The organism is Amycolatopsis iheyensis (assembly GCF_024703995.1).
In the GTDB taxonomy this organism is placed as follows: domain Bacteria; phylum Actinomycetota; class Actinomycetes; order Mycobacteriales; family Pseudonocardiaceae; genus Amycolatopsis; species Amycolatopsis iheyensis.
Window position 1 is genome coordinate 60471 of sequence record NZ_JAMXQV010000020.1, and the last position, 23577, is coordinate 84047.

Sequence of the window (23577 nt, forward strand, 5' to 3'; positions counted from 1 at the left end):
CTCGAAGGCATGGGAAACGCGGCGGAGACCAAGCGGCGCTTGCTCGCCGCCGCCACGGAGGAGTTCGCGGAACGGGGCATCGCGGGGGCCCGCGTAGACCGGATCGCGGCCATCGCCGAGTGCAACAAGGCGATGATCTACTCGTACTTCGGCAGCAAGGACCGCCTCTTCGACACGGTGTTCGGCGAGTCGGTGGGCAGGTTCGTCCTCGACGTCCCGGTCGACATCGGCGACCTGCCGGAGTACGCCGGGAAGCTCTTCGACCAGTACGAGGAGCGGCCGGACCTGCTGCGGCTCGCGACCTGGCACCGGCTGGAGCGCCCCGAAGGCAAGTGGGTCCACGAGATCTTCCTGGCGAACAAGATCCGCTTGAACGAGCTGCGCAACGCACAAGCAGAAGGGAGGCTGTCCAAGCACTACACACCGATGGAGCTGCTGGTGCTGGTCCAGTCGGTCTCGACGGCGTGGGCGACGACCAATGCGGAACTCGGCGCGAGCGCGACGATCCCCCGCGAGAAGCGGCGGGAGCTGGTGGTGGACGCGGTCCGGCGGCTGGTCGCGGAGGGCTGACGAGCGGTACGCGCACACCTCGGGGCCGAGGTAGCGTGTGGTCCGCCGAGCCGGGCCGAGGAGAGGACGCTCGATGGACTGGACGCTCGAAGTGGTCGTGGTGCCGGTGTCCGATGTGGACCGGGCGAAGGCGTTCTACGCCGACCAGCTCGGGTTCGTGCTCGACCACGACCTGTCGTTCGACGAGAACACGCGGATCGTCCAGCTGACGCCGCCGGGCTCGGGCTGCTCGATCGTGCTCGGCAAGGGGGCCGTGCCGGACATGCCGCCGGGCTCGCTCAAGGGGCTGCAGCTCGTGGTCAAGGACCTGCCGAAGGCGCACGCGATGCTGCTCGAGCGGGGCGTCGACGCCGGCGAGATCCAAGTCCACGGCGTGGGCGCCTGGGACGGGAAGGCCGACCTGAACAACGTCGGCTTCGTGAACTTCGCCGACCCGGACGGCAACAGCTGGGCCGTACAGCAGATCTCGGCGCGCCACTGAGAGTTGGCGGGTGGGCGGGCGGCCGGGTGGAAGGCGCCCGGGGCGCGAGCGGCCAGGCCGAAGGCGCTCCAGGGACGAGCGGGCGGGCCGACGGCGCCCGCCGAGGGGCAAGCGGCCAGGCCGAAGGCGCCCCAGGGACGAGCCGGCCAAGCCGAAGGCACCCCGGGGGCGAGCGGCCGGCCGGGGCGAGGTGCGCGGGGTGGTGAGCGGGCTGCGGCAGCAGCCGAGTGTGGGTGCTGCCAGCCTGCGGGCTGGCGGCCGAGCACACGGGTCGGCAGCGGCGCACCGGACTCAGCTACAAACGCGCCCAGCGGCCGCCGGGTAACCGCGGGGCGAGCCGCCCGGAGGCGGCCCGCCCGCGAGGCCGATCAACCACCGCCGATCAACCCCCCTCAAGCAACCACAGCTAATCGACCAGAGCCCCGCAGCTCACATTGACCGTCGAAGCCGTCATCGACCGCGCTCGGTCCGAAGCCACGAACGCCGCCACCGCCCCCACGTCCGCCAGCGTCGCCGCGCGGCCCAGCATCGTCTTCGCGGCGATGTTCTCCTCCAGCTCCCGCCGGCCCGCGTAACCCTCCGGCAGCGTCTCCGGGATTCCGCCCGTCCGGAGCGTCACCGTGCGGATCCCGTGTGGGCCCAGCTCCGCCGCCAGCTGGCGGCGCATCGCCTCCAGTGCGTGGAACGCCACCTGCAGCCCGCCCACCGAAAACTCGCGGACCGGCTCACCGTCGCCGCCGAACAGCAGGATTGCTCCTGATCCCTGCTTGATCATGTGCCTGGCCGCCGCACGGGCGGTCAGGAACTGGGTCCGGACCGCCGTGTGGACCGGGCGCTCGTAGTCCTCCACACTCATCTCCACCAGCGGCGTGCCCTGGACGTCGCCGTGAGCGATCAAGTTGAACGACACGTCCAGCGTGCCCGCCGCGGCCACCGCGTCCGCGTGCTCGTCGACCGACCGCTCGTCCAGGGCGTCCACCTCCGCCGTCGAGACCGACCCGCCTGCTGCTCGGATGCGGTCGGCCACCTCCTCCAGCCGGGCCACCGTGCGGCCGGCCAGGTGGACCGTCGCGCCTTCCGCCGCGAATGCCGTGGCCACCGCCGCGCCGATGCGGCCTCCGCCGCCGTAGACGATCGCGTTCTTGCCTTCGAGCAACGTCATGAGTCCTCCGATGTCCGGGTTCGCTCACCCCTGCGTCGAACGGGACCGCCGCCGATCGACAACGCTCAGGGACGCGGGACACCCATCGGGTTCGGCACCGGCACCACCCCCGCGTCGATCACCGCCCGGCTCAGCGGCACCGCCAGCTCCAGCACCCGCGCCAGCCCCGCCGGGCCCAGCGCCTCGACCGGGGCCGCGGCCAGGCGATCCGTGTCGTCCTCCAAAAGCCGGCGCACCGCCCGTCCCGACGCAGTCAGGCCCGCCGAGGACAGGAGCCCGCGTGCGCGCAACGCCCCTGCCGCCGCGTCCCACTCGGCGTCCGACCAGCCTCGATGCGGCTGGACGTCTTCGCGGGCGATATCCGGGTGGGTCAGCGTCGTCTCCAGGCCGGACAGGCCCGCGTGGACCGCCGCGAGGACGTGGCCGTCGCCGCGGTGCTCGCGCAGCACCGTCGCCGCCAGCCACAACCGTCCGTACACATCCGAAGGGCGGGGCACCGACGCCCACGCCGCCGCCAGTGGCCGGCCGTCGAAACTGCACGCGTCAGCCGCGCGTTCCAGCAACGAAGCGAGTTCCGCCAGGTCAGCGTCACCAAGAGCGCGGCGCAGCGACGCCGAGACTGCGGCAAGGCGGGAGCCGAGAACGTCCGCGGGGGCGGCGAACGACCACGCGTCCGGCAGCGCCCGCGCGACCATCGCCGGGGCGAAGCCGAACAACACCGCCGTCGCCGGGCCGGGGCCGATCGGGCCCAGTGGCGCCAGGCGACCCGCGAAGTAGCCCATCCAGTACCCGCGCAGGCCGACCTCCTTCGCCGCCGAAGCCGTCTCCGGTGCGAAGTAGACGACGGCGTGCAGCGGCTCCACCGCCGTCCACAGCCCGCGTGCGGTCATGACTCCCTCCTCAGGGACTCAGCCGGTGCAGGTCGCGCGGGAACAGCGTGACCTCCCGGACGTTGGCGACGCCGAGCAGCCGCGCCAGGAAACGCTCCAGGCCGATCGCGAACCCGCCGTGCGGTGGCATGCCGTGCGCGAACGCCGCCAGGTAGTCACCGTACGACGACACGTCGCCGCCCAGTGCCGCGACGTAGTCCTCGTGCCGGTGCAGCCGCTGACCGCCCGTCACCAGCTCCAGCCCGCGGAACAACAGGTCGAAGCTGTTCGAGTAGCCGGGCCGGGCGGGGTCGGGGTGCGTGTAGAACGGCCGTTTCGCCATCGGGTACCCCGTGACGAACAGGAACTCCGAGGAGTGCTCGCGCACCGCCCACTCCGACAACGCGCGCTCGTGCGCGGGCGCCAGGTCCGGCTCGCGCGGGTCCGCGCCCACCAGCTCCAACGCCGCCGCGAAGTGGATCTCCGGGATCCGCTCGGGCACGGTGACCCCGCCCGTCTCGGCGGCCATGCCGGCCAGCACCTCGCGCAGCACCGCCATGACGTCGTGGTGGTCCTCGATGAACCCCAGCTCCGCGTCCAGGCTCGTGTACTGCGCCAGGTGCCGCGCGGTGTCGTGCGGCTCGGCGCGGAACACCGGGCCGACCTCGTAGACACGCTCGAACACGCCGACCAGCGCCTGCTTGAAGAACTGCGGTGACTGCGCGAGGTACGCGGGCCGGCCGAAGTAGTCGATGCCGAACACGTTCGCCCCCGACTCGGTCGCCGACGCCACGATCTTCGGCGTGTGCGTCTCGGTGAACCCGAGGGCGTCCAAAGTGGACCGGAAGCCGCGCACCGCCGCCGCGGCCAGCGAGAACCGTTCGCGGAGCAAGGGGTGCCGGAGCGCGACCGGCGCGTGGTCGAGGATCGTCGGCAGCGCGGGCAGCACCGGCCGGTAGAGGTCGAACGGCGGTGGTGACACCGGCGCGGAAAGCGTCTCCAGCACCGGCGAAGTCAGCTCGACACCGCCGGGTGCGCGCGGGTTCGCCGAGACCGTCGCCCGCACCTCGACGACGGTTTCTTCGGGCGGGGCCGCACCGGACGTCACGACCTGCGCGAACCCGGACCGGTCCCGGAGCACGACGAACGTGACGGACTTGAGGCGACGCCGGCGGTGCACCCAGCCGGCGACGCGGACGCGGGCGCCGACGTGCCGGGACAGCTCGGCGGCCAGAACGCGAGAACTCATCACCCTCCCAACGTGGATCCCTCGGGAGTGCGGGCGATCGGGAAAACCGCGGTGCCACCGCACTTTCACCGCCGGTGAGGCGGCCTCGTCGTGGCCCGGTGACGGGGGCCGGCCGGCGGGGCATCGGGCGCGGACGCCGTTCCTCCCCGCACTCCGGAGGGTCTTCACGCACCGGACACGGGACCGCCTTCCCAGCTGCCGGCGGCTCTCTCTTCCCGTGCGCTCCGGGGGCTACTCGTCTCCATCAGCGCGTTGACGAAGACGGTAGCTCCTCCGCGGCGAAGACGCTCCCGCTTTTTTAGCCCCAGGCGACCGGCAGCTCCCGGACGCCGTAGACCAGCGTGTTGTGCTTGTACGCCAACGATTCCCGCGGCACCGCCAGCCGCAGGTCCGGCACCCGCCGGAACAGCCGGGTCAGCGCCTCCTGCAGCTCGACGCGCGCCAGCTGCTGGCCGATGCACTGGTGCGCGCCGAACCCGAAGGCGACGTGCGTGCGCGGTGACTCGCGGTGGAAGTCGAGCTTGTCGCCGCCCGGGAACAGCTCGTCGTCGCGGTTGGCCGAGTTCAGCGCCGCGACCAGCCACTCCCCCGCCTTCACCGCGCGCGAACCGACCTGGACGTCGGCCGTGGCGTACCGCAGCACGCCGAACTGCACGACCGACAGGTACCGCAGCAGCTCCTCGACCGCGCGTTCCGGCGCCGCCAGCACGGTTTCGCGCTGCTCCGGGTGCTCCAGCAGCACGAGCGTGCTCAGCGCGATCATGTTGGCCGTCGTCTCGTGGCCGGCCACGAGCAGGCTCAGCCCGAGCACGACCAGCTCCTCCATCGTGAGCGGGTCACCCGACGAAGAACCGCGGGAAATCAGCCTGCTGAACAGGTCGTCGCCCGGGTTCCGCCCCTTCTCGGTGAACAGCTCGGCCAGGAACCCGGAAAGCTCGTCGTAGGCCTGCTTCCCCTCCTCCGGCGTGGCATCCGTGCTGACCAGCAACCCGCTTTGGTGCTGGAACCGCGACCGGTCCGCGTACGGGACGCCGAGCAGCTCGCAGATCACCAGCGACGGGATCGGCAACGCGAAGTCCCGCACCAGGTCGGCTTCGCCGGGCCGGGCGAGCATCGCGTCGAGGTGGCTTTCGACCAGCTCTTGGACGTACTCGCGCATCGCCTCCACGCGCCGCACGGTGAACTCCGCGATCACCTTCTTGCGCAGCCGGGAGTGCGCCGCGCCGTCGAGCTGGATGATCGACCCCGGGCTGACGTCGATGTCGAGGTCGGCGTCGGGCTTCACGTGCACCGAAGACGCGCCGCGCGAGCTCATCGAGCGGTCGGCGAGCACCGCGCGGACGTCGCTGTAGCGCGTGACCAGCCAGGCGTCCATGCCGGCCGGGCAGCGCACCTGCGACGTCGGCGCGGTGCCCCGCAGCGCGGCGTAGTCCTCGGGCGGGTCGAACGGGCATCCGGCCGGTCGTGCCGTGGGGAGGGCCGGGGTTTCGGATGCTGCCGTCACGGCGGATCACACCTCTCTTCCAGTGGGCTCAACACCTCCACCTTGGAGAGAACCGGGCCGGTCGTGGGACGTTCGACCCACTTCCGACCCGGATGGCCTAACCGGCGCCGCGAACGGCGCCGCGAACGGCGTTCCCGCCGACCGGGACACGAAACCGGATTTGTTAGGACACTTTACGAACAGGTCTTGACGGCACGCCGCCGTCCGGCGAACCTGGACCCACGCCGCACGTCATCGTCCGCCCCACCCCCTTCCTCCGGAGGCAGCATGACCCGGCGCGCGCTCGTGCTCGTCGTGACCCTGTTCCTCGCTCTGACCTCCGCGCTCTTCGGCGCGGGCACGGCGAGCGCGGCCACCACGCAGCCGACCTTCCTCACCTTCTACGGCTGGTGGGACAACACCCCGCCCGGCGGCGACATCTCCTACCCGCAGATCCACGACACCGCGGGCGGCAAGGGCAGCTACGCCGACCCGATCACCTTCGCCACCAGCAGCGACGAGCTCAAGCCCGGCACCAAGGTCTGGGTGCCGCGGGTGAAGAAGTACTTCATCATGGAGGACGGCTGCGACGAGTGTTCCGACGACTGGAACAGCGAGGGCCCGAACGGCGGACCCGGCCTGCGCCACATCGACCTCTGGCTCGGCGGCAAGGGCGGCAGCGCGTTCGACGCGATCGACTGCGAAGACGCGCTCACGCACTACAACGCCGACAACACGCCGGTCATGGAGCCGGTGGTCGTCGACCCGCCGTCGAACGAGCCCTACGACGCGACGCCGATCTTCAACACCAGCACCGGCGAGTGCTGGGGCGGCGCGCAGCCGAACACCACGGTGGGCCAGTACAAGAACAACTCCACCGGCACCTGCCTGGAAGCCCCGAGCAGCGGCACCACGCTGAAAGTAGCCACCTGCACCGGCGGCGACGCGCAGCGCTTCACTTTCCACGGCGCGTTCCTGGTGATCAACGACAAGTGCGCGGGCATCTCCGGCAGCTCGATCGTGCTGCAGACGTGCACCGGCGGCCCGGCCCAGCAGTGGTCGATCAACCCGGACGGCACCATTTCCGACATCCAGACGAGCAAGAAGTGCTTCCGCGCCTCGGGCAGCACGCTCACCGCGGGCAGCTGTTCGGGCACCCAGGCCCGCTGGACATTCACCGCGGCCGGCAGCACGTCGAGCCTCAGCGTGACACCGTCGGCGGTGTCGGTCGCGCCGGGCGGCACCACGACGGCCACCGTCACCAGCACGGACGCCGTCACGCTGTCGGCGAGCGGCGCTCCCGCGGGCGTCACGGTGTCCTTCTCCCCCGCGTCGGTGCCGGCCGGCGGCACCTCGACCGTCACGGTCGCCGCCGCCGCGAGCGCGACCCCGGGTTCGGCGACGATCACCCTCACCGGCGGCACGAAAACCGCTTCCCTCGGCGTCACCGTCACCGGCAGCGGCGGCCCGGAAACCCTGCTCTCCCAGGGTAAGACCGCGACGGCGTCGTCGACCGAGTCGTCGTCCTACCCGGCGAGCGCGGCCGTCGACGGCAACCTGACGAGCACGCGGTGGGCGTCCAAGGAAGGCGCCGACCCGCAGTGGCTGCGCGTCGACCTCGGCGCGACCAAGGCGATCTCGCACGTCAAGCTGACCTGGGAAGCCGCGTACGGGAAGGCGTACAGCGTCCAGACCTCGGCCGACGGCACGAACTGGACGACGATCTACAGCACCACGACCGGCAACGGTGGCGCCGACGACCTCACCGGGCTCACCGGCAGCGGCCGCTACCTGCGGGTGAACGGCACGGCCCGCGGCACGTCGTACGGCTACTCGCTCTACGAGCTGCAGGTGTACGGCACGGCCTGAGTTGCCGGATCGGCAACACGATTTGCCTCCTCGGTGGCGTTCTCCGCATGCTGGGAACGTCACCGAGGAGGAACCATGCCGCACGACCAGCCGATGACCGTCGAGAACATGCTCAAGCAGGAGTTCTGGGAAGAGATGTACCAGCGCGACGAGCACCGGATCTGGAGCGGGAACGTCAACGCGAACCTCAGCTCCGAGGTCGAGGGGCTGACGCCCGGACGCGCGCTCGACCTCGGCTGCGGCGAAGGCGGCGACGCGATCTGGCTCGCCAAGCGCGGCTGGGAGGTCGATGGCGCTGACATCTCGACCCTCGCGCTCGCCCGCGCGGAAGAAGCCGGCAAGGAAGCCGGGGTCGACGTCCGCTGGCTGCACCGCAACATCGTCGAGTGGCAGCCGGAAGAGCAGTACGACCTGATCTCCGCGCAGTACATGCACCTGCCGCCGAAGCTCCGCGAAGACGTCTTCACGGCGGCCGCGAAGGCGATCCGGCCGGGCGGGTCACTGCTGGTCGTCGGGCACTCGCCGAAGGCCATGCGCGAGTTCGACGGCCAGACGCCGCCGCAGGAGCTGTTCTTCGAGCCGGAGGAGATCACGAACTACCTGGGCGACGCCTGGGAGTGGCTCGTCGAAACCTGCGAGACGCGCGGCGAAGGCCACCACACCGACGCCGTCTACCGCGCGAAGCGGCTCGCGGCATGAGAAAGGCCCCCTCCCCGCGCCCTCGACGCGCGTGAAGGGGGCCTTGGCCCGGTTTATCAGGCGAGCTCGAGGCCGTAAGCCTGCAGCTCCAGGGTGAGCGGGTAGAAGTAGCTGGTCACGGTGTCGCCGCCGGACAGCGTGCCGAGGCCCTTCGAACCGTCGTAGGCCGGGCCACCCGAGTCACCGTGGTCGGTGTGCGCGGTGGTGCCGAACTCGTGGTTCAGAACGCCGACGTCGAAGTTGACCGACTCGTCGACCGAGGTGACCTCGCCGCTGCCGCCACCGGTGGTCGAGCCCTGCTTCTGGATCTGCTCGCCGACCGTCGGCTCCGCCGCGGAGGTGATCGCCTGGCCGGTGTTGATCTCGCCGGGGCCGGAGCCGTTCGGGCGGGTCAGCAGGCCGGAGTCGGCGCCGGGGCAGTCGCTCTCGACGACCTGCGCGCCGGAGACGTCACCGCCGGCCCAGGTGCCGCCGAGGTTGGTGCAGTGGCCCGCGGTGAGCAGGAACGGCGAGCCGCCGCGCGTCACGTTGAAGCCGAGCGAGCAGCGGCCCTGGTCGTTCTGGATCGCGTCGCCGTCGGCGATGTGCAGCTCCAGCTTGCCGGTGCGGTGCTCGACGCGGACGCTGTCGCCGTACTTCGCGGCGGCGGCGGCGACCTTGTCCGAGGTCTCCTTGCTGGCCGCGTCGTAGACCTTCACCACGACCTGGTTGGTCTTGGTGTCGATGCCCCACGCGGTCTGCGGCACGTTCTTCACCGCGTCCAGCTGGTTCTTGACGCCGGTCAGCGCGGCGAAGGTGTGCTTGACCTTCTTCGCGGTCAGGCCGGCTTCGGTCACCTTCTGCGCCGCGGCGTCGTCGACGACGTTCACGACGGCCTTGCCGTTCTCCAGGTAGACACCGCCGGAAGCGGCGCCCAGCGCACCGGCGACCTGGGTGGCGTTGGTGATGGCGTGGGCCTGCATCTCGGCGAAGGCCAGTGGGGACGCGGTGGCCGCCGACGCGCACAAGCCGCTGGTCAGCGCGGCAGCCGACAAGACGGCGAAGGTCTTGAGGGCGGTCTTCCGGGGAGTCATCAACTTCCTCCAGTTTGCCGGTTCGAAGCCTTGTGCCGGTCACTTTCGTTGCCGAGCAACCAACGCAACACCGACGAAGGTTGGTTAATAACCAATCGATCCGGACATACCTCTCAACTCCGACGCGGACAGCTCAGTGACGCTACTGCGTTCGGCGTAACACTCACTCGCTCGGCCAGCGAACGTGGTCCTCGTAGCCCGGGTTCTTCTTCAGATATCCGGCGATGAAGGGGCAGACGGGCACGATCGTCCGGCCGCGCGCGACGACGTCGTCCAGCGCGCCGGCCGCCAGGACCTTGCCCAGCCCCTGTCCGCCGAACGCGTCGTCGATCTCGGTGTGGGTGAACACGGTGAGCTCGCCGCGCTGGTTGTACCGCGCGAACCCGGCCAGCTTTTCGTCCGCCCACAGCTCGTACCGGCTCTCGGCCGGGTTGTCGACCACTCGGGTTTCGGGCATCGGATCTCCTGTCGTCACTGGGCCGGCCGGGGGACGTGCCCGGCCCGTTCGTGTGCATCCGGCCTGGTTCTCTTGGCGGCCCCCGACCCGGTTTGGTTGCCTCACGGGGTGCCTGAGACGCCGTTCGTCCTCCCCGAGTTCTACCTCCCCTACCCGGCGCGGCTGAACCCGCACCTCGAGCAGGCCCGCACGCACAGCAAGGCGTGGGCGCGCGAGCTGGACATGGTCGACGTCCCGCAGCACGGCACGGTGATCTGGACCGAGCACGACCTCGACTCCCACGACTACGCGCTGCTCTGCGCCTACACCCACCCGGACGCCGGCGCCGACGAGCTCGACCTGATCACCGACTGGTACGTCTGGGTGTTCTACTTCGACGACCACTTCCTCGAGCTGTACAAGCGCACCGGCGACATCGACAGCGCCCGCGCCTACCTCGACCGGCTCGACCTCTTCATGCCGCGCGAAGGCGAGATCACCGCGACGCCGGAGAACCCGGTCGAGCGCGGCCTCACCGACCTGTGGACCCGGACGATCCCGCACCGCTCGGCGGGCTGGCGGCGCCGGTTCGTCGAGAGCACGAAGGCGCTCCTCGAAGAGTCGCTGTGGGAGCTGTCGAACATCAACGAAGGCCGGCTCGCCAACCCGATCGAGTACGTCGAGATGCGGCGGAAGGTCGGCGGCGCGCCGTGGTCGGCGAACCTCGTCGAGCACTCGGTGCACGCCGAGGTGCCCGACGAGATCGCCGCGTCCCGGCCCCTGGAGGTCCTGCGCGACTGCTTCGCCGACAGCGTCCACCTGCGCAACGACCTGTTCTCCTACCAGCGCGAGGTGCAGGACGAAGGCGAGCTGTCCAACGGCGTGCTCGTGTTCGAGAAGTTCCTCGGGCTGACCACCCAGGAGGCGGCCGAAGCCGTCAACGACCTCATCACCTCGCGCCTGCACCAGTTCGAGCACACGGCGCTGACCGAGGTGCCGGCGCTGTTCGACGAGCACGGCGTCGACCCGGCCGCCCGCGCGGCGACGTTCGCCTACGTCAAGGGCCTGCAGGACTGGCAGGCCGGCGGGCACGAATGGCACCTGCGCTCGAGCCGCTACATGAACGAGGGAGCGCTGGCGAGCCGCGGCGGCCCGGAACTGGGTGGCGTGAGCGGCCTCGGGACGTCGGCGGCGCGCGTGTTCTCGTCGGTGCTCGCGACGGCGCCGCAGCGGCTGCGCGCGTACGGGCATTCGCCGTTCTCCGCGGTTCCGGTGCCGCGGCCGGTTTTCGAGCCCCCGTTCCCGCCGCGGCTGAGCCCGCACCTGGCCGCGTGCCGCCACCGCAACGTCGACTGGGCGCGCCGGACCGGTCTGCTCGACGGCGTGGTGTGGGACGAGCGGAAGCTGCGCGCGGCCGACCTGCCGCTGTGCGCGGCGGGCATCGCACCGGACGCGAAACCCGATCGGCTCGACGTCGTCAGCGACTGGCTGACGTGGGCCACCTACGCCGACGACTACTACCAGGCGGTGTTCGGCGCGACCCGCGACCTCGCCGGGGCGAAGGCGTGCAACGAACGCCTGACGCTGCTCATGACCGACGGCGGGCAGCCGCTGAACCCCCTCGAGGCGGCGCTGGCCGACCTCTGGCCGCGCACGGCGAACCGCGACGCGATCCGGCGAGCCGTCGAGTCGATGACCGGGAGCTGGCTGTGGCGGCTGGCGAACCTGGCCCAGAACCGCGTCCCGGACCCGATCGACCACGTCGAGATGCGGCGGCGGACGTTCGGCGCGGACCTCTCGCTGAGCCTCGTCCTGCCCCCGGAACCGCGGGGCAGCCGCCCGGCGGAGACACTGGAGCACACCGCGGCCGACTACAGCGGGCTGCTCAACGATCTGCGTTCGTACGACAAGGAAGTCCGCTCCGAAGGCGAGCTGAACAACGCGGTGCTGGTGGTGCGGAACTTCCTCGACTGCCCACCGGAACGCGCGGCCGAGGTGGTGACGGACCTGGTGCGGGCCCGGCTCGAGGAGTTCCGGCACACCGCGGACGCCGCGCCGGGCGTGCCCCCGGAGTACGTCGAGGCGCTGCGGAACTGGCTGGCGGGCAGCGCGCACTGGCACGAGAACGCCGGTCGCTACACCGAGATCGAGCTGGGCTACCAGCCGTGGTCGGGCCGGCCGAGCGGGATCGGGACGTCGTCGCTGCGGATCTCGGCGCTGCTGCCGGCCGGTCACTGAGCAGCGTTGTCCGCGCCACTCCGCCGGGCGTTCGCCGGGCGCGAGGGCGATACTCGACACCGTGAGCGGCTTCAACCTGCGTTTCCTCGGCCATTCGACGGTCCGGCTCGAACTCGGTGAGCGCGTCCTGCTGACCGATCCCGTGCTCACCACGCGGGTCGGCGGCCTCACCCGGGTCGTCCCGCCGCCCGCACCCGAGACCTACGAGGGTGTCGACCTCGTCCTGCTCTCCCACCTCCACGGCGACCACCTGCACGTCCCCTCGCTGAAGCTGCTCGGCAAGCGGACCCGGATCGTCGTCCCGCGCGGGGCCGGGGCCTGGCTCGCCAAGAAGGGCTTCACGCGCGTCGAAGAGATCGCGCCCGGGGAGACCCTCGACGAAGGCGGCCTCACCATCACCGCCACGAAGGCCGTCCACTCCGGACACCGGTGGGGCCCGCGGCTCACCCACGGCCCGCAGAGTCCCGCCATCGGGCACGTGATCGAGACCAAGACCACGAAGGTCTACCACGCCGGCGACACCGACCTCTTCGACGAGATGGCGGACTTCGGCCCGGTCGACGTCGCGCTCCTGCCCGTCTGGGGCTGGGGGCCGAACCTCGGGCCGGGTCACCTGGACCCGGCCCGAGCCGCGCAGGCCGCCGAGCTCACCCAGGCCCGCGCCGCGCTCCCGGTGCACTGGGGCACCCTCGCCGTGCCCGGGCTGAAACGCACCGCCCGGATGCGCCGGCTGCTCGCCGACCCGCCGCGCGTGTTCGCCGCCGAGGTGCGCGCCAAGGGCATCGCCACCGAGGTCCTCTTCACCGAGCCCGGCGACGCCGTCGTGCTCCCCGCGGCCACGGACCGGGCGTGAACTGGACCGACCCGGCCGCCATCGGGTACCCGGCCCTCTTCGGCGGCGTGCTGCTCGGCTCGATCATCCCGATCGTCCCCACCGGCGCGGTCGTCGGCGCCGCGGCCGCCGTCGCGACCACCACCGACCACCTGTCCCTGCCGCTGGTCATCGTCCTGGCCACGCTCGGCGCGTACCTCGGCGACGTCGTGACGTTCGGGATCCCGCGCCTGGGCAGCGAAGCCGCCTTCCGGTGGATCAGCCGCCGCCAGCCCGCCGAACGGCTCGAGAAGGCCCGCGAGCAGTTCACCCGGCGCGGCTGGCAGCTCATCGTCGTCGGCCGGCTCGTCCCGGCCGGGCGGATCCCGGTGCTCCTGGCCGCCGCCGCGCTCGGCTACCCGTGGCGGCGGCTGCTGCCCGCCGCGCTCGTCGCCTGCGTGCTGTGGGCGACCGCGTACGCCTTGCTCGGGATCGTCAGCGGGGGCATCTTCGACTCACCGCTCGTCGCGACGCTGCTGGCGACGGTGCTGGTCCTGCTGGTCACCGTGCTGCTCAACCTGATCGCCCGGTGGCGCCGCAAAGCCAAGGAGAAGACGGGAGACCGAGTGTGACGACGACCGCGCCGAAGGGCCGCCTGCTGCGCGGCGGCCGCGCCGTCGCCCGCATCCTGCTGGTGTGGGCCGCCGTGACCGGCGCGCTGCGCCTGCTCGACGTGCTGCTCGACGGCTTCCGGATGACGCACTGGTGGCAGCCGACGGTCTGCGCGCTGGCGCTGGGTGTGCTGGTCGCCTTCGGCTGGCCGCTGGCCATGCGGATCGCCTACCCGCTGGCGTTCTTCACGTTCGGGCTCTTCGGGTTCCTGCTGCTCGGCGCGGGCACGCTCGCGGTGTTCCGGACGATCCCCGGCGTCGAGCTGGTCGGGTTCCGGACCGCGGTGATCGTCACCGTCGCCATGGCCGGGGTCGGCGCGCTCATCTCGACGGCGCTCGCCGTGGACGAGGACGAGATCTTCTTCCGCCGCGCCAACCGCCGCCGTCGTCGCCACGCCACCGCGCCCGGCGCCGCCGAGCAGCCGCCCGGCGTGGTCTTCCTGCAGATCGACGGCCTCGGCTTCGACACCGTCCGCCGCGCGGTCCGCGACGGCGACATGCCGACGCTGGCCGCCTGGCTCGCCGAGGGCAGCCACACGCTGACGCCGTGGCACACCGACTGGAGCTCGCAGACCGGCGCGAGCGTGTGCGGCATCCTGCACGGGGACAACCACGACATCCTCGGCTTCCGCTGGTACGAAAAGGACCGCGACCACGTGATGGCGTGCGCGCACCCGACCGACGCGGCCGAGATCGAACGCCGGCACTCCGACGGGCGCGGGCTGCTCTCGGGCGACGGCGCCAGCCGCGGCAACCTCTTCTCCGGCGACGCCGAGCACGTCAGCCTCACCATGAGCTCGATCCCGGTGCTGGTGCCGAAGGACCTGCGCCACCGGCAGCGCGACCGGCTCGGCGCGGGGTACTACGCCTACTTCGCGAACCCGGTCAACGCGCTGCGGACGTTCGTCGTCGCGCTGGCCGACGTCTTCCGCGAGATCAACGCGTCGGTCCGCCAGCGCCGGGCCGGCGTGGTGCCGCGGATCCCGCGCGGCGGCTGGTACCCGCTGGCCCGCCCGGGCACGACGGTGATCGCGCGTGACGTCGTCGTGTCGGCGATCCTCGGCGACATGCTGGCCGGGCGGCCGGTGGTGTACGCGGACTTCCTCGGCTACGACGAGGTCGCGCACCACTCCGGCATCGAGCGGTTCGACACGCTGTCCGTGCTGCGCTCGATCGACCAGCAGATCGCGCGGCTGCACCGGGCTTCGCGGCTCGCCCCGCGCCGCTACCACATCGTCGCGCTGTCGGACCACGGCCAGACCCAGGGCCAGGCGTTCTCGGAGCGGTTCGGCGAGACGATCGAGGCGTACGTCGGCCGGCTGTGCGGTGGTTCGCCGACGGCGTCCGCCGGCAAGCGGCGGCAGGCCGAGAGCTGGCAGATCAACGCGGCGCTGGCGGAGGCGACGAAGGGCGGCGGCCTGATCGCGCGCCGGCTGCGGGGCCGCGTCGAGAACGCCGAGTGCGCCGACGACCGCCCCCGCACGGAGTCCGGGTCACCGGGCGCGGTGACGCGCGTGGCGCCGGGCGTGGTCGTGGTGGTGTCCGGGCACACGGCGATGGTGTCGTTCACCGAGCACGAAGGCCGGGTCGAGCTGGAGACGATCGAGCGCGAGCACCCCGACCTGCTGCCGACGCTGGTGGATCACCCGGGCGTCGGGTTCATGCTGGTGCGCAGCCGCGAGTTCGGCCCGGTGGTCCTGGGCCGCGACGGCCTGCACCGGCTCGCGTCCGGCGTCGTCATCGGCGAGGACCCGCTGCTGCCCTACGGCCCGCACGCGGCGGACCTGGTCCGCCGGGTCGACACGTTCCCGCACTGCGCGGACGTGATGATCAACAGCCGCTACGACCCGGACTCGGACCAGGCGTCCCCGTTCGAGACGCACGTGGGCTCGCACGGCGGGCTCGGCGGGCCGCAGCAGCGCGGGTTCGTGGTGCACCCGCGTTCGCTGGCGCCGCTGGGTGAGGTCGTCGGGGCGGAGGCGCTGCACCGGGTGTTTCGAGGTTGGCTGACCGAGCTGGGGCACCCTTCGCCCGTTCCCGACGCTGTTTCGGAGGTTGTTTCGTGAGTTTGACGGTGTACGGCGCTTCCTGGTGCCCGGACGTGAAGCGCAGCCGCGCGCTGCTCGACCGCGAGGGCGTCGAATATTCCTATGTGGACGTCGAGGCGGACGAGGCCGCCGAGGCGCGGGTCCGCGAGTTGCAGGATGGCGCCCGGCGGATTCCGACGATCGTCTGGGACGACGGGAGTTTCCTGGTCGAGCCGTCCGACGACGAGCTGAGCGCACGGCTGTGAAGCTGCTGCGCGAACTGCCGCTCGGCACGCGGGTCGTCGTGCGGTACCGGATCGACGGCGGGTTCACCGACGCGCTCGGGAACCTCATTGCCCGGGACGACACCACGTGCACCGTGGACACCCGCCGGGGACCGGTCGTCGTGGCGTTCGACGCCGTCTCCCTGGCCAAGCCGGTTCCCCCGCCGCCGACCCGGAAATCGCGGTTCGACGAACTGGTCGTCGAAGCCGACGCGGTGTCCGTCGACGGCTGGGACTTCTCCTGGCTCGACGGCCGCGCCACCGAAACCCGCCCGTCCTGGGGTTACCAGCGGCTGCTGGGCGAGCGCCTCGCGGGCGTCCAGGCCGCGCTCGACCTCGAGACCGGCGGCGGCGAAGTCCTCGACGGCTGCCCGTCCCTGCCGCCGCTGATGGCCGCCACCGAGTCGTGGCCGCCCAACGTCGCGCGCGCGTCGGAGCTGCTGAGGCAGCGTGGGGTCGTCGTCGTGGCCACCGAGGGCATTCCCTTCGGCGACAACGTGTTCGACCTCGTCTCCAGCCGGCACCCGGTGACGACCGCGTGGGCCGAGATCGCCCGCGTCCTGCGCCCGGGCGGGAGCTACTTCTCGCAGCAGGTCGGGCCGGCGAGTGTGTTCGAGCTGGTCGAGTTCTTCCTCGGTCCCCAGCCGGCGGAAGGACGCAACAGCCGCCACCCCGACCGCGCCGTGAAGGCAGCCGGGGAAGCAGGCCTCGAAGTCATCGATCTGCGGTCGGAGTCCCTCCGCACCGAGTTCTTCGACATCGGCGCGGTGGTCTACTTCCTGCGCAAGGTGATCTGGATGGTGCCGGGCTTCACGGTGGAGCAGTACCTGCCGAAACTACGGGAGCTGCACGAGCTGATCGAGCGCGACGGCCCGTTCGTCGCGCACACCACGCGGTTCCTCATCGAGGCCCGGAAGCCTTGACGATCGCCGCTTCGACGCCGTCCAGCAGCAGCTCCAAGCCCGCCTCGAACGCCAGCCGCGCCTCGCGTTCGAGGTAGGGCTCGTCCGACGGCTCACCCGACGGCAACCGCGCCACCGTCGGGAAGCGGGCCGCCAGGTCCGGCACCAGCTCGCCGAGCAGCGCCGACCGCGCGTACCACCAGTCCTCTTCGGACAGTCCGGTCTCGCGGGCCGCCTGGCGGGACTCCGCCGCCGTCTGGACCGAGCCGCGGACGACGTTGAACAGCGCCGACACCACCCAGCGCACCCGCGCCAGCGGCAATCCCGTCGTTGCCAGTACCGACAGCAGCGTCTCCTGGACGTGGAACTCCCCCGGTCCCAACACCGGCCGCGCCGGGGAGACCTGCAGCAGCCAGGGGTGGCGCAGGTGCAGGTCCCACAGGGCGTCGGCCAAAGCCAAAGCCGCCGGACGCCAACCGTCGGACGAAGAAAACGATGAAGGCAGTTCACCCAGGGTCCGGTCGTACATGAGGTCGACCAGCTCGGTCTTGCCCGGCACGTACGTGTACAGCGCCATCGCCGTCCGGCCGAGCCGCTCGCCGACCGAGCGCATCGACAGCGCCGTCATGCCCTCGGCGTCGGCGATGTCGATCGCCGCCGCGACGATCGCCTCCACCGACAGCCCCGGTTTGGGGCCTGGGCCCGTGCGCGGCGCGACCACGCGCGGCCCCCACAGCAGCTCCATGGACCGGCGGGCGTCGCCCTGACCCGCGAAGACGACCACCTTGCCGACTCCTTACACCCTAAAGTATTGTACGATCGAGAATCACTTTACAGCCTAAAGTATCAAGAAGGACAGCATGACCTCACCCAGGCGGGCCGCCGACACCCACGACGTGATCGAGGTCCGGGGAGCCCGGGAGAACAACCTGACCGGCGTCGACCTGGACATCCCGAAGCGCCGGCTCACGGTGTTCACCGGCGTGTCCGGCTCCGGCAAGTCGTCCCTGGTCTTCGGCACCATCGCGGCCGAGTCCCAGCGGCTGATCAACGAGACCTACAGCGCCTTCCTCCAGTCGTTCATGCCGAGCCTCTCGCGCCCGGACGTCGACCTGCTGGAGAACCTCAGCGCGGCCATCGTCGTCGACCAGGAGCGGATGGGCGCGAACTCGCGCTCCACGGTCGGCACCGCGACCGACGCCTACGCCATGCTGCGGATCGCCTTCTCGCGCCTGGGCGAACCGCACGTCGGCACGTCCGGCGCGTTCAGCTTCAACCTGCCCGAGGGCATGTGCCCCGCCTGCGAGGGCCTCGGGCGCGTGTCCGACCTCGACGTCGACGCCCTGCTGGACTTCGACAAATCGCTGCACGACGGCGCGATCCTCGTCCCCGGCTTCACGCCGGACAACTGGTACGTGCAGACCTACCTCTCGTGCGGCTTCTTCGACCCGGACACCCCGATCCGCGACTTCACGCCGCAGCAGCTGGCCGACCTGCTGCACAAGGGCCCGTGCAAGGTGAAGGTCGGCAAGACCAACATCACTTACGAAGGTCTCGCGGTGAAGGTCCGGCGGCTCTACCTGCAGAAGGACACCGAGTCACTGCAGCCGCGGCTGCGCGCGTTCATCGAGAAGGCCGCGACGTTCAAGACGTGTGACGCCTGCGGTGGCGCCCGGCTCAACCAGGCCGCGCTGTCGGCGAAGATCGACGGCAAGAACATCGCCGACTGCGCCGCGCTGCAGATCAGCGACCTCGCCGAGTTCGTCCGGAACCTCGACGCGCCGTCGATCCGGCCGCTGCTGGGCAACCTGCGTGACACCCTGGACTCGCTCGTCGAGATCGGTCTCGGCTACCTCTCCCTCGATCGCGAGTCCGCGACGCTCTCCGGTGGTGAGGCGCAGCGCGTGAAGATGGTGCGGCACCTGGGATCCAGCCTCACCGACGTCACCTACGTGTTCGACGAGCCGACCGTCGGGCTGCACCCGCACGACATCGAGCGGATGAACAACCTGCTGTTGTGCCTGCGGGACAAGGGGAACACGATCCTCGTCGTCGAGCACAAGCCGGAGACGATCCGGATCGCCGACCACGTCGTCGACCTCGGGCCCGGCGCGGGCGCCGACGGCGGCCGGCTCTGCTACACCGGCAGCGTCGACGGCCTGCGCGCGTCCGGCACGCTCACCGGCCGCCACCTCGACCACCGCGTGACACTGCGGGCCCACACCCGGAAGCCCACCGGGCACGTCTCCATCACCGGCGCTCGCCTGCACAACCTGCGCGACGTCAGCGTGGCCGTCCCGCTCGGGGTGCTGACCGTGGTCACCGGCGTGGCGGGCTCCGGGAAGTCGTCGCTCATCCACGGTTCGCTGGCGGGCCGCGACGACGTCGTCGTGGTCGACCAGTCGGCGATCCGCGGGTCCCGGCGGTCCAACCCGGCGACCTACACCGGCCTGCTCGACCCGATCCGCGCGGCCTTCGCCAAGGCCAACGGGGTCAAGGCCAGCCTGTTCAGCGCCAACTCCGAAGGCGCCTGCCCGCACTGCAAGGGGCTCGGCGTGATCTACACCGACCTGGCGATGATGGCCGGCGTCGCGTCGGTCTGCGAAGAGTGCGAGGGCCGGCGGTTCACGCCCAAGGTGCTCATGTTCGAGCTGCGCGGCAAGAACATCAGCGAGGTGCTGGCGATGTCCGTCGCCGAAGCACGCGAGTTCTTCCCGTCCGGCAACGCACGCACGGTGCTCGACCGCCTCGGCGACGTCGGCCTCGGCTACCTGACGCTCGGGCAGCCGCTGACCACGCTGTCCGGCGGAGAGCGGCAGCGGCTCAAGCTGGCCATCCGGATGGCCGAGAAGGGCTCGACCTACATCCTCGACGAGCCGACGACCGGGCTGCACCTAGCCGACGTCGACCAGCTGCTGGCGCTGCTCGACCGGATCGTCGACGCGGGCAACACGGTGATCGTCATCGAGCACCACCAGGCCGTGATGGCGCACGCCGACTGGCTGATCGACCTCGGCCCCGGCGCGGGTCACGACGGCGGCCGCGTCGTGTTCGAAGGCACGCCGGCGTCCCTCGTCGAGAACGCCTCGACGCTTACCGCCCGGCACCTGCGCGAATACCTGGGGCAGCCGTGAACGCCACCGGACTGCTCGAAGTGACGGCGGTGCGGCGGGTGACCCCGGGCACCGTGCGCGTGACGTTCACCGGCTCCGGGTTGCGCGAGCTGGACGCGTGGCCGGACCAGCAGCTCAAGCTCCTGTTCCCGCCGCCGGGCCGCCCGGTGCGGCTGCCGTCCGCCGACGACGACGTCATGCGCTGGTACCAGGCGTACCTGGCGATCCCCGAGGACGAGCGGCCGGTGATGCGCAGCTACACGGTGCGCGGCCGGGACGGCGCCACGATCGACGTCGACTTCGTGCTGCACACCGGCGCGGACGGCCCGGCGACGGCGTGGGCCCGGACGGCGTCGCCGGGGGACGTCCTGGGCCGCTACGGGCCGGACGCCGCCTACCGCCGTCCGGTGCCGAAGGCGGACACGGTGCTGCTGGCCGGGGACGAGACCGCGCTGCCCGCCATCGCCACCCTGCTGTCCGAAGTGGACAACGCGGTGGTGTTCGTCGAGATCCCGGACGCGGCCGAGGAGCAGCCGCTGCCCGTCCACTGGCTGCACCGGAACGGCGCGCCCCACGGGGCCAAGCTGCTCGACTCCGTGCGCGGCGCCGAGCTGGCGCCGGGATCGGCCGCCTGGCTCGCGGGCGAGGCAGGCATGGTGCGGTCGCTGCGCCGGCACCTCGTGCGGGAGCGGGGCTTCGCCAAGAGCGTCGTCGAGTTCACCGGCTACTGGCGGCGCGCGCTGACCCAGGACGATGCGCCGACGCCCGAGGACCTGGCCGACGCACAGGAAAAGCTGGGCGGCTAGTGGCAGACTCGCCGGCGTGGGCACGGAAGAAGCGCTGGCCGCGGCGGGCATCGACCCGGCTTCGGTGGTCGCGAGCGAAGTCATCGGCGGGGGCACCTACAACACGGCGATCCGGCTGAGGCTGGCCGACGGCCGGCGGCTGGTGCTGAAGATCGCGCCGGTCGCGGCGGGTCTGTCCCACGAACACGACCTCCTGGCCACGGAGGCGGAGTACTACCGCCTGGCGTCCGGGCCGCTGCCGTCGGTCGTCGGCGCCGGGCCCGGGTTCCTGCTGATGACGGAGCTGCCGGGCGTCCCGTGGTCGCAGGTGCCCGACACTCGTCCGCGAGCGCGGGCCGAGCTGGGCGGGATCGTCGCCGGGCTGCACAAGACCACCGGCGACCGGTACGGCTACCCGCAGGAGCCGCCGCACCCGACGTGGCCGGCGGCGTTCACGGCGATGATGGACGCGGTCCTGGCCGACGCCGTCCGGTACGGCGTCCCGCTGCCCCGCCCGGCCGCCGAGATCGCCCACCTGACGCGCCGGCACGAGCCGCTCCTCGAGCTCGTCACGACGCCGGTGCTGGTCCACTTCGACCTGTGGGACGGCAACATCCTGCTCGACGGCGGCCGGGTGTCCGGCATCATCGACGCCGAGCGGGCCTTCTGGGGCGACCCGGTGGCGGAGTTCGTCTCGCTGACGTTGTTCCGCGAACCCGACCGCGAGCTCCTGGACGGCTACCGCGCGGCGGGCGGCCCGGTGGAGTTCGGCATGCCGGCGTGGGCGCGGCTCGGGCTCTACCGCGTCTACCTCGACCTGATCATGCTGGTGGAGATGGTCCCGCGGCACTACGACGACGCGGACCGCGCGCGCTTCCTGAGGGCTCGCTTGAGCGACGACCTCGACGCCCTGCGACGCGCGGTGTGATGAAGTCGCGAACTCGCCAGCCCGGAACCCCCTGTGCCACTTAGGGTCGCGGGCATGAGCCGCGAGATCGTCCAGCACGCCTGGCGGGAGTTCGCCAGCCACGACGCCGACCGCATCGCCGCGGTGTTCACCGAGGACGCCGAATGGCTGGCGCCGCCGGGAAACGCCACCGCGGTCGCTCTCGGCGGGACGTCGCACATGGTCGGGCGGGACGCGATCGTGCGGTTCCTCGCGGTGGACTTCCCCCGCTTCTTCGTCAGCGACGTGGCGGTCACGGTCCACGGCATGCACGCCGACGGCGACCGCGTCGTCGTGGAGGAGACCATGACGGCGACGCTGGCGAACGGCAACCACTACGCCAACGACTACTGCCTGGTGTTCGAGCTGCGCGACGGGCGCATCCACCGGGTGCGCGAGTACATGGACACCGCCCGCGGCCACCGCATGGTCTTCGGCTGACCCGCGATCAGACGAAGACCAGCGACACCAGCTCGTCCACGAACGGCTCGACCAGCTCGGCCCCGGTCCGGTTGAGCGCGCCGTGGAACAGGGCGACCCGTCCGTGCGCGCCGACGAACACCACCGCCGCCGCGCGGCCCGGTGTCACCCGCAGCTCGTGGCCCGCCTCCACACAGCGTTCGAAGCCCGCGGTGAGGCGGTCGACGACGTCCAGCAGCGGGCCCTTCGGGCGGGTGCCCGGCTCGATGCCGGACGTGCCGTTCGCCAGCATCAGGCGGTAGTGCCCCGGATTCCGCATCGCGAAGGCGCAGTAAGCGCGAATCTGCGCGCGAACGCGGCCGACGACGTCGGTTTCGCCCAGTGACTCCTCGGCCGCACGCATCGATTCGGCCAGCCGCGCGAATTCGTGGTCGAGCAGCCCGCGCACCAATTCCGCACGATCGGAGAAATGCTGGTAGATGCTCGCCGGGGCGATGCCGACCGCGCGCGCCACCCCGCGGATCGTCAGGCCGTCCTCGCCGCCGAGCTCGGCCAGCAACCGCCCGGCGGCCTCCAGGATCTCCCCGCGCAGCCGCTCGCCTTCGCCCCAGCGATTCCTCGTCCGGCCATTTCCGGTTTCGACGTTCTCCGGCACCCGCCCATTCATACGCCCGCGGTTACCGGCCCCGTTTTCCGGGGTGGCGGAATGGGCTCAGGAAGCGAGCGCCGGATACAGCCCGGCGAGGTCACCGGACAGGCCGGCCCGCACGTTCCGGCTGACGTCGTCGGCCAGCACCTCGAAGCGGCCCTGCTCGACGCCGTCGAGGGCGAGGCCGGCGACCAGCGCCGGGTCGATCTTCGGGCCGTCGACGTGCTTGGCCATGTCGGTGTCCATGTAGCCGACGTGCAGCGCGGTCACCCGCGTCTGCTGCGCCGCCAGCTCCAGGCGCAGCGCGTTGGTCAGCGACCAGGCCGCCGACTTCGCCGCCGAGTACGCCGCGACCTGCGGCGAGGTGAACCAGGACAGCACCGACAGCACGTTCAGCACCGCGCCGCCGCCGTTGCGTTCGAGGATCGGCGCGAACTCCCGCGTCACCGCGAGGGTGCCGAAGTAGTGCGTGTCCATCTCCAGCTTGATGTCGTCCAGCGAACCCCCGAGCAGCGACGCGCCGGTGGACGAACCGGCGTTGTTGACCAGCAGCGTGACGTCGCCCGCTTCCGCGGCGGCGGCCCGGATCGACGCCGGGTCGGTCACGTCGAGCTTGAGCGGCACGACTCCCGGCAGATCCACCGACTCCGGATTCCGCGCGGCGGCATAGACCTTGGCCGCGCCGCGCTCGAGGAGAGCGGCGGCGAACTGCCGGCCGAGCCCCCGATTGGCCCCGGTGACCAGCGCCACCGCACCCGTGATCTCCATGACGAGCTCCTCTCGCACCTGACTTGCTCATTGCAAGCTAGCTGCAGCCGACTGTACGACGTAGACTTGCTT

General features: G+C 71.5%; 23 protein-coding genes and 1 pseudogene. 15 read left to right on the forward strand and 9 right to left on the reverse strand.

Going from position 1 to position 23577, the window contains the following annotated elements; all coding sequences use genetic code 11:
• Positions 1-9 precede the first annotated feature (9 nt).
• Positions 10-570 (forward strand): TetR/AcrR family transcriptional regulator, encoded by a 561-nt coding sequence (locus tag M8542_RS32780; RefSeq protein WP_257924173.1) that lies wholly within the window; start codon positions 10-12, stop codon positions 568-570.
• A 73-nt stretch (positions 571-643) separates the two neighbouring features.
• Complete coding sequence (locus M8542_RS32785) at positions 644-1051, forward strand: VOC family protein (RefSeq protein ID WP_257924174.1); 408 nt, start codon at positions 644-646, stop codon at positions 1049-1051.
• 406 nt (positions 1052-1457) lie between these two features.
• Here the strand turns inward: M8542_RS32785 and M8542_RS32790 are convergent, their stop codons facing one another.
• From M8542_RS32790 to M8542_RS50420, 4 genes are all read right to left on the reverse strand, one after another.
• Positions 1458-2213: an SDR family NAD(P)-dependent oxidoreductase gene (locus tag M8542_RS32790; protein WP_257924175.1), complete on the reverse strand. Its 756-nt coding sequence runs from the start codon at positions 2211-2213 to the stop codon at positions 1458-1460.
• Positions 2214-2278: 65 nt separating this feature from the next.
• Entirely contained in the window at positions 2279-3103 is an 825-nt protein-coding gene (locus tag M8542_RS32795) for an SCO6745 family protein (protein ID WP_257924176.1), read from the reverse strand.
• Between the two features lie 10 nt (positions 3104-3113).
• Entirely contained in the window at positions 3114-4331 is a 1218-nt protein-coding gene (aspS, locus tag M8542_RS32800; RefSeq protein ID WP_257924177.1) for an aspartate--tRNA(Asn) ligase, read from the reverse strand.
• 298 nt (positions 4332-4629) lie between these two features.
• Positions 4630-5835 carry a cytochrome P450 gene (locus tag M8542_RS50420; protein WP_257924178.1) on the reverse strand — a complete coding sequence of 402 codons (1206 nt, stop codon included), beginning with the start codon at positions 5833-5835 and terminating at the stop codon, positions 4630-4632.
• Positions 5836-6102: 267 nt separating this feature from the next.
• On the opposite strand from M8542_RS50420, the gene M8542_RS32810 reads away from it, so the two are divergent.
• The gene (locus tag M8542_RS32810; protein WP_257924179.1) at positions 6103-7683 is read left to right on the forward strand and encodes a discoidin domain-containing protein; all 1581 of its coding nucleotides are present in this window, start codon (positions 6103-6105) and stop codon (positions 7681-7683) included.
• Between the two features lie 75 nt (positions 7684-7758).
• Positions 7759-8382, forward strand: coding sequence for an SAM-dependent methyltransferase (locus M8542_RS32815; protein ID WP_257924180.1), 624 nt, complete (start codon positions 7759-7761; stop codon positions 8380-8382).
• A gap of 56 nt (positions 8383-8438) precedes the next feature.
• Here M8542_RS32815 and M8542_RS32820 read toward each other — a convergent pair whose 3' ends face one another.
• A complete protein-coding gene (locus tag M8542_RS32820) occupies positions 8439-9455 on the reverse strand; it encodes a S1 family peptidase (protein ID WP_257924181.1) in 1017 nt (338 codons plus the stop codon).
• Between the two features lie 163 nt (positions 9456-9618).
• The gene (locus M8542_RS32825; protein WP_257924182.1) at positions 9619-9912 is read right to left on the reverse strand and encodes a GNAT family N-acetyltransferase; all 294 of its coding nucleotides are present in this window, start codon (positions 9910-9912) and stop codon (positions 9619-9621) included.
• Positions 9913-10020: 108 nt separating this feature from the next.
• On the opposite strand from M8542_RS32825, the gene M8542_RS32830 reads away from it, so the two are divergent.
• The 7 genes and pseudogenes from M8542_RS32830 to M8542_RS32860 all read left to right on the forward strand — a co-directional run bounded on the left by M8542_RS32830 (position 10021) and on the right by M8542_RS32860 (position 16845).
• Entirely contained in the window at positions 10021-12129 is a 2109-nt protein-coding gene (locus M8542_RS32830) for a terpene synthase family protein (RefSeq protein ID WP_257924183.1), read from the forward strand.
• A gap of 61 nt (positions 12130-12190) precedes the next feature.
• The gene (locus M8542_RS32835) at positions 12191-12982 is read left to right on the forward strand and encodes an MBL fold metallo-hydrolase (protein WP_257924184.1); all 792 of its coding nucleotides are present in this window, start codon (positions 12191-12193) and stop codon (positions 12980-12982) included.
• The gene (locus M8542_RS32840; protein WP_257924185.1) at positions 12979-13572 is read left to right on the forward strand and encodes a DedA family protein; all 594 of its coding nucleotides are present in this window, start codon (positions 12979-12981) and stop codon (positions 13570-13572) included. The genes M8542_RS32835 and M8542_RS32840 overlap by 4 nt, the downstream gene beginning before the upstream one ends.
• Positions 13569-15677, forward strand: a complete 2109-nt coding sequence (locus M8542_RS32845) for a phage holin family protein (protein ID WP_257924186.1) — start codon at positions 13569-13571, stop codon at positions 15675-15677. Before M8542_RS32840 ends, M8542_RS32845 begins: the two co-directional genes overlap by 4 nt.
• A complete protein-coding gene (locus tag M8542_RS32850) occupies positions 15674-15904 on the forward strand; it encodes a glutaredoxin domain-containing protein (RefSeq protein WP_257924187.1) in 231 nt (76 codons plus the stop codon). Before M8542_RS32845 ends, M8542_RS32850 begins: the two co-directional genes overlap by 4 nt.
• Positions 15901-16035, forward strand: a pseudogene (locus M8542_RS32855) (putative acetyltransferase); the annotation flags it as partial. The gene M8542_RS32850 and the pseudogene M8542_RS32855, both read left to right, overlap by 4 nt.
• A gap of 30 nt (positions 16036-16065) precedes the next feature.
• Positions 16066-16845 carry a class I SAM-dependent methyltransferase gene (locus M8542_RS32860; RefSeq protein ID WP_443642529.1) on the forward strand — a complete coding sequence of 260 codons (780 nt, stop codon included), beginning with the start codon at positions 16066-16068 and terminating at the stop codon, positions 16843-16845.
• On the opposite strand, the gene M8542_RS32865 is transcribed toward M8542_RS32860, so the two are convergent.
• On the reverse strand, positions 16823-17608 hold the full coding sequence (locus tag M8542_RS32865; RefSeq protein WP_257924188.1) for a TetR/AcrR family transcriptional regulator C-terminal domain-containing protein: 786 nt from the start codon (positions 17606-17608) through the stop codon (positions 16823-16825). The two genes, M8542_RS32860 and M8542_RS32865, sit on opposite strands and share 23 nt — an antisense overlap.
• A 76-nt stretch (positions 17609-17684) precedes the next feature.
• Here M8542_RS32865 and M8542_RS32870 point away from each other — a divergent pair, with 76 nt between their 5' ends.
• From M8542_RS32870 to M8542_RS32885, 4 genes are read left to right on the forward strand one after another with little or no spacing between them, the layout of a single operon-like run.
• Positions 17685-19958, forward strand: a complete 2274-nt coding sequence (locus M8542_RS32870) for an ATP-binding cassette domain-containing protein (RefSeq protein WP_257924189.1) — start codon at positions 17685-17687, stop codon at positions 19956-19958.
• Complete coding sequence (locus M8542_RS32875) at positions 19955-20743, forward strand: siderophore-interacting protein (RefSeq protein WP_257924190.1); 789 nt, start codon at positions 19955-19957, stop codon at positions 20741-20743. Before M8542_RS32870 ends, M8542_RS32875 begins: the two co-directional genes overlap by 4 nt.
• Before the next feature lie 16 nt (positions 20744-20759).
• Positions 20760-21650: a phosphotransferase family protein gene (locus M8542_RS32880; protein ID WP_257924191.1), complete on the forward strand. Its 891-nt coding sequence runs from the start codon at positions 20760-20762 to the stop codon at positions 21648-21650.
• A gap of 54 nt (positions 21651-21704) precedes the next feature.
• Complete coding sequence (locus tag M8542_RS32885; RefSeq protein WP_257924192.1) at positions 21705-22109, forward strand: nuclear transport factor 2 family protein; 405 nt, start codon at positions 21705-21707, stop codon at positions 22107-22109.
• 7 nt (positions 22110-22116) lie between these two features.
• Here the strand turns inward: M8542_RS32885 and M8542_RS32890 are convergent, their stop codons facing one another.
• A complete protein-coding gene (locus M8542_RS32890; protein ID WP_308210309.1) occupies positions 22117-22680 on the reverse strand; it encodes a TetR/AcrR family transcriptional regulator in 564 nt (187 codons plus the stop codon).
• Positions 22681-22800: 120 nt separating this feature from the next.
• Positions 22801-23505, reverse strand: a complete 705-nt coding sequence (locus M8542_RS32895; RefSeq protein ID WP_257924194.1) for an SDR family oxidoreductase — start codon at positions 23503-23505, stop codon at positions 22801-22803.
• Positions 23506-23577 lie beyond the last annotated feature (72 nt).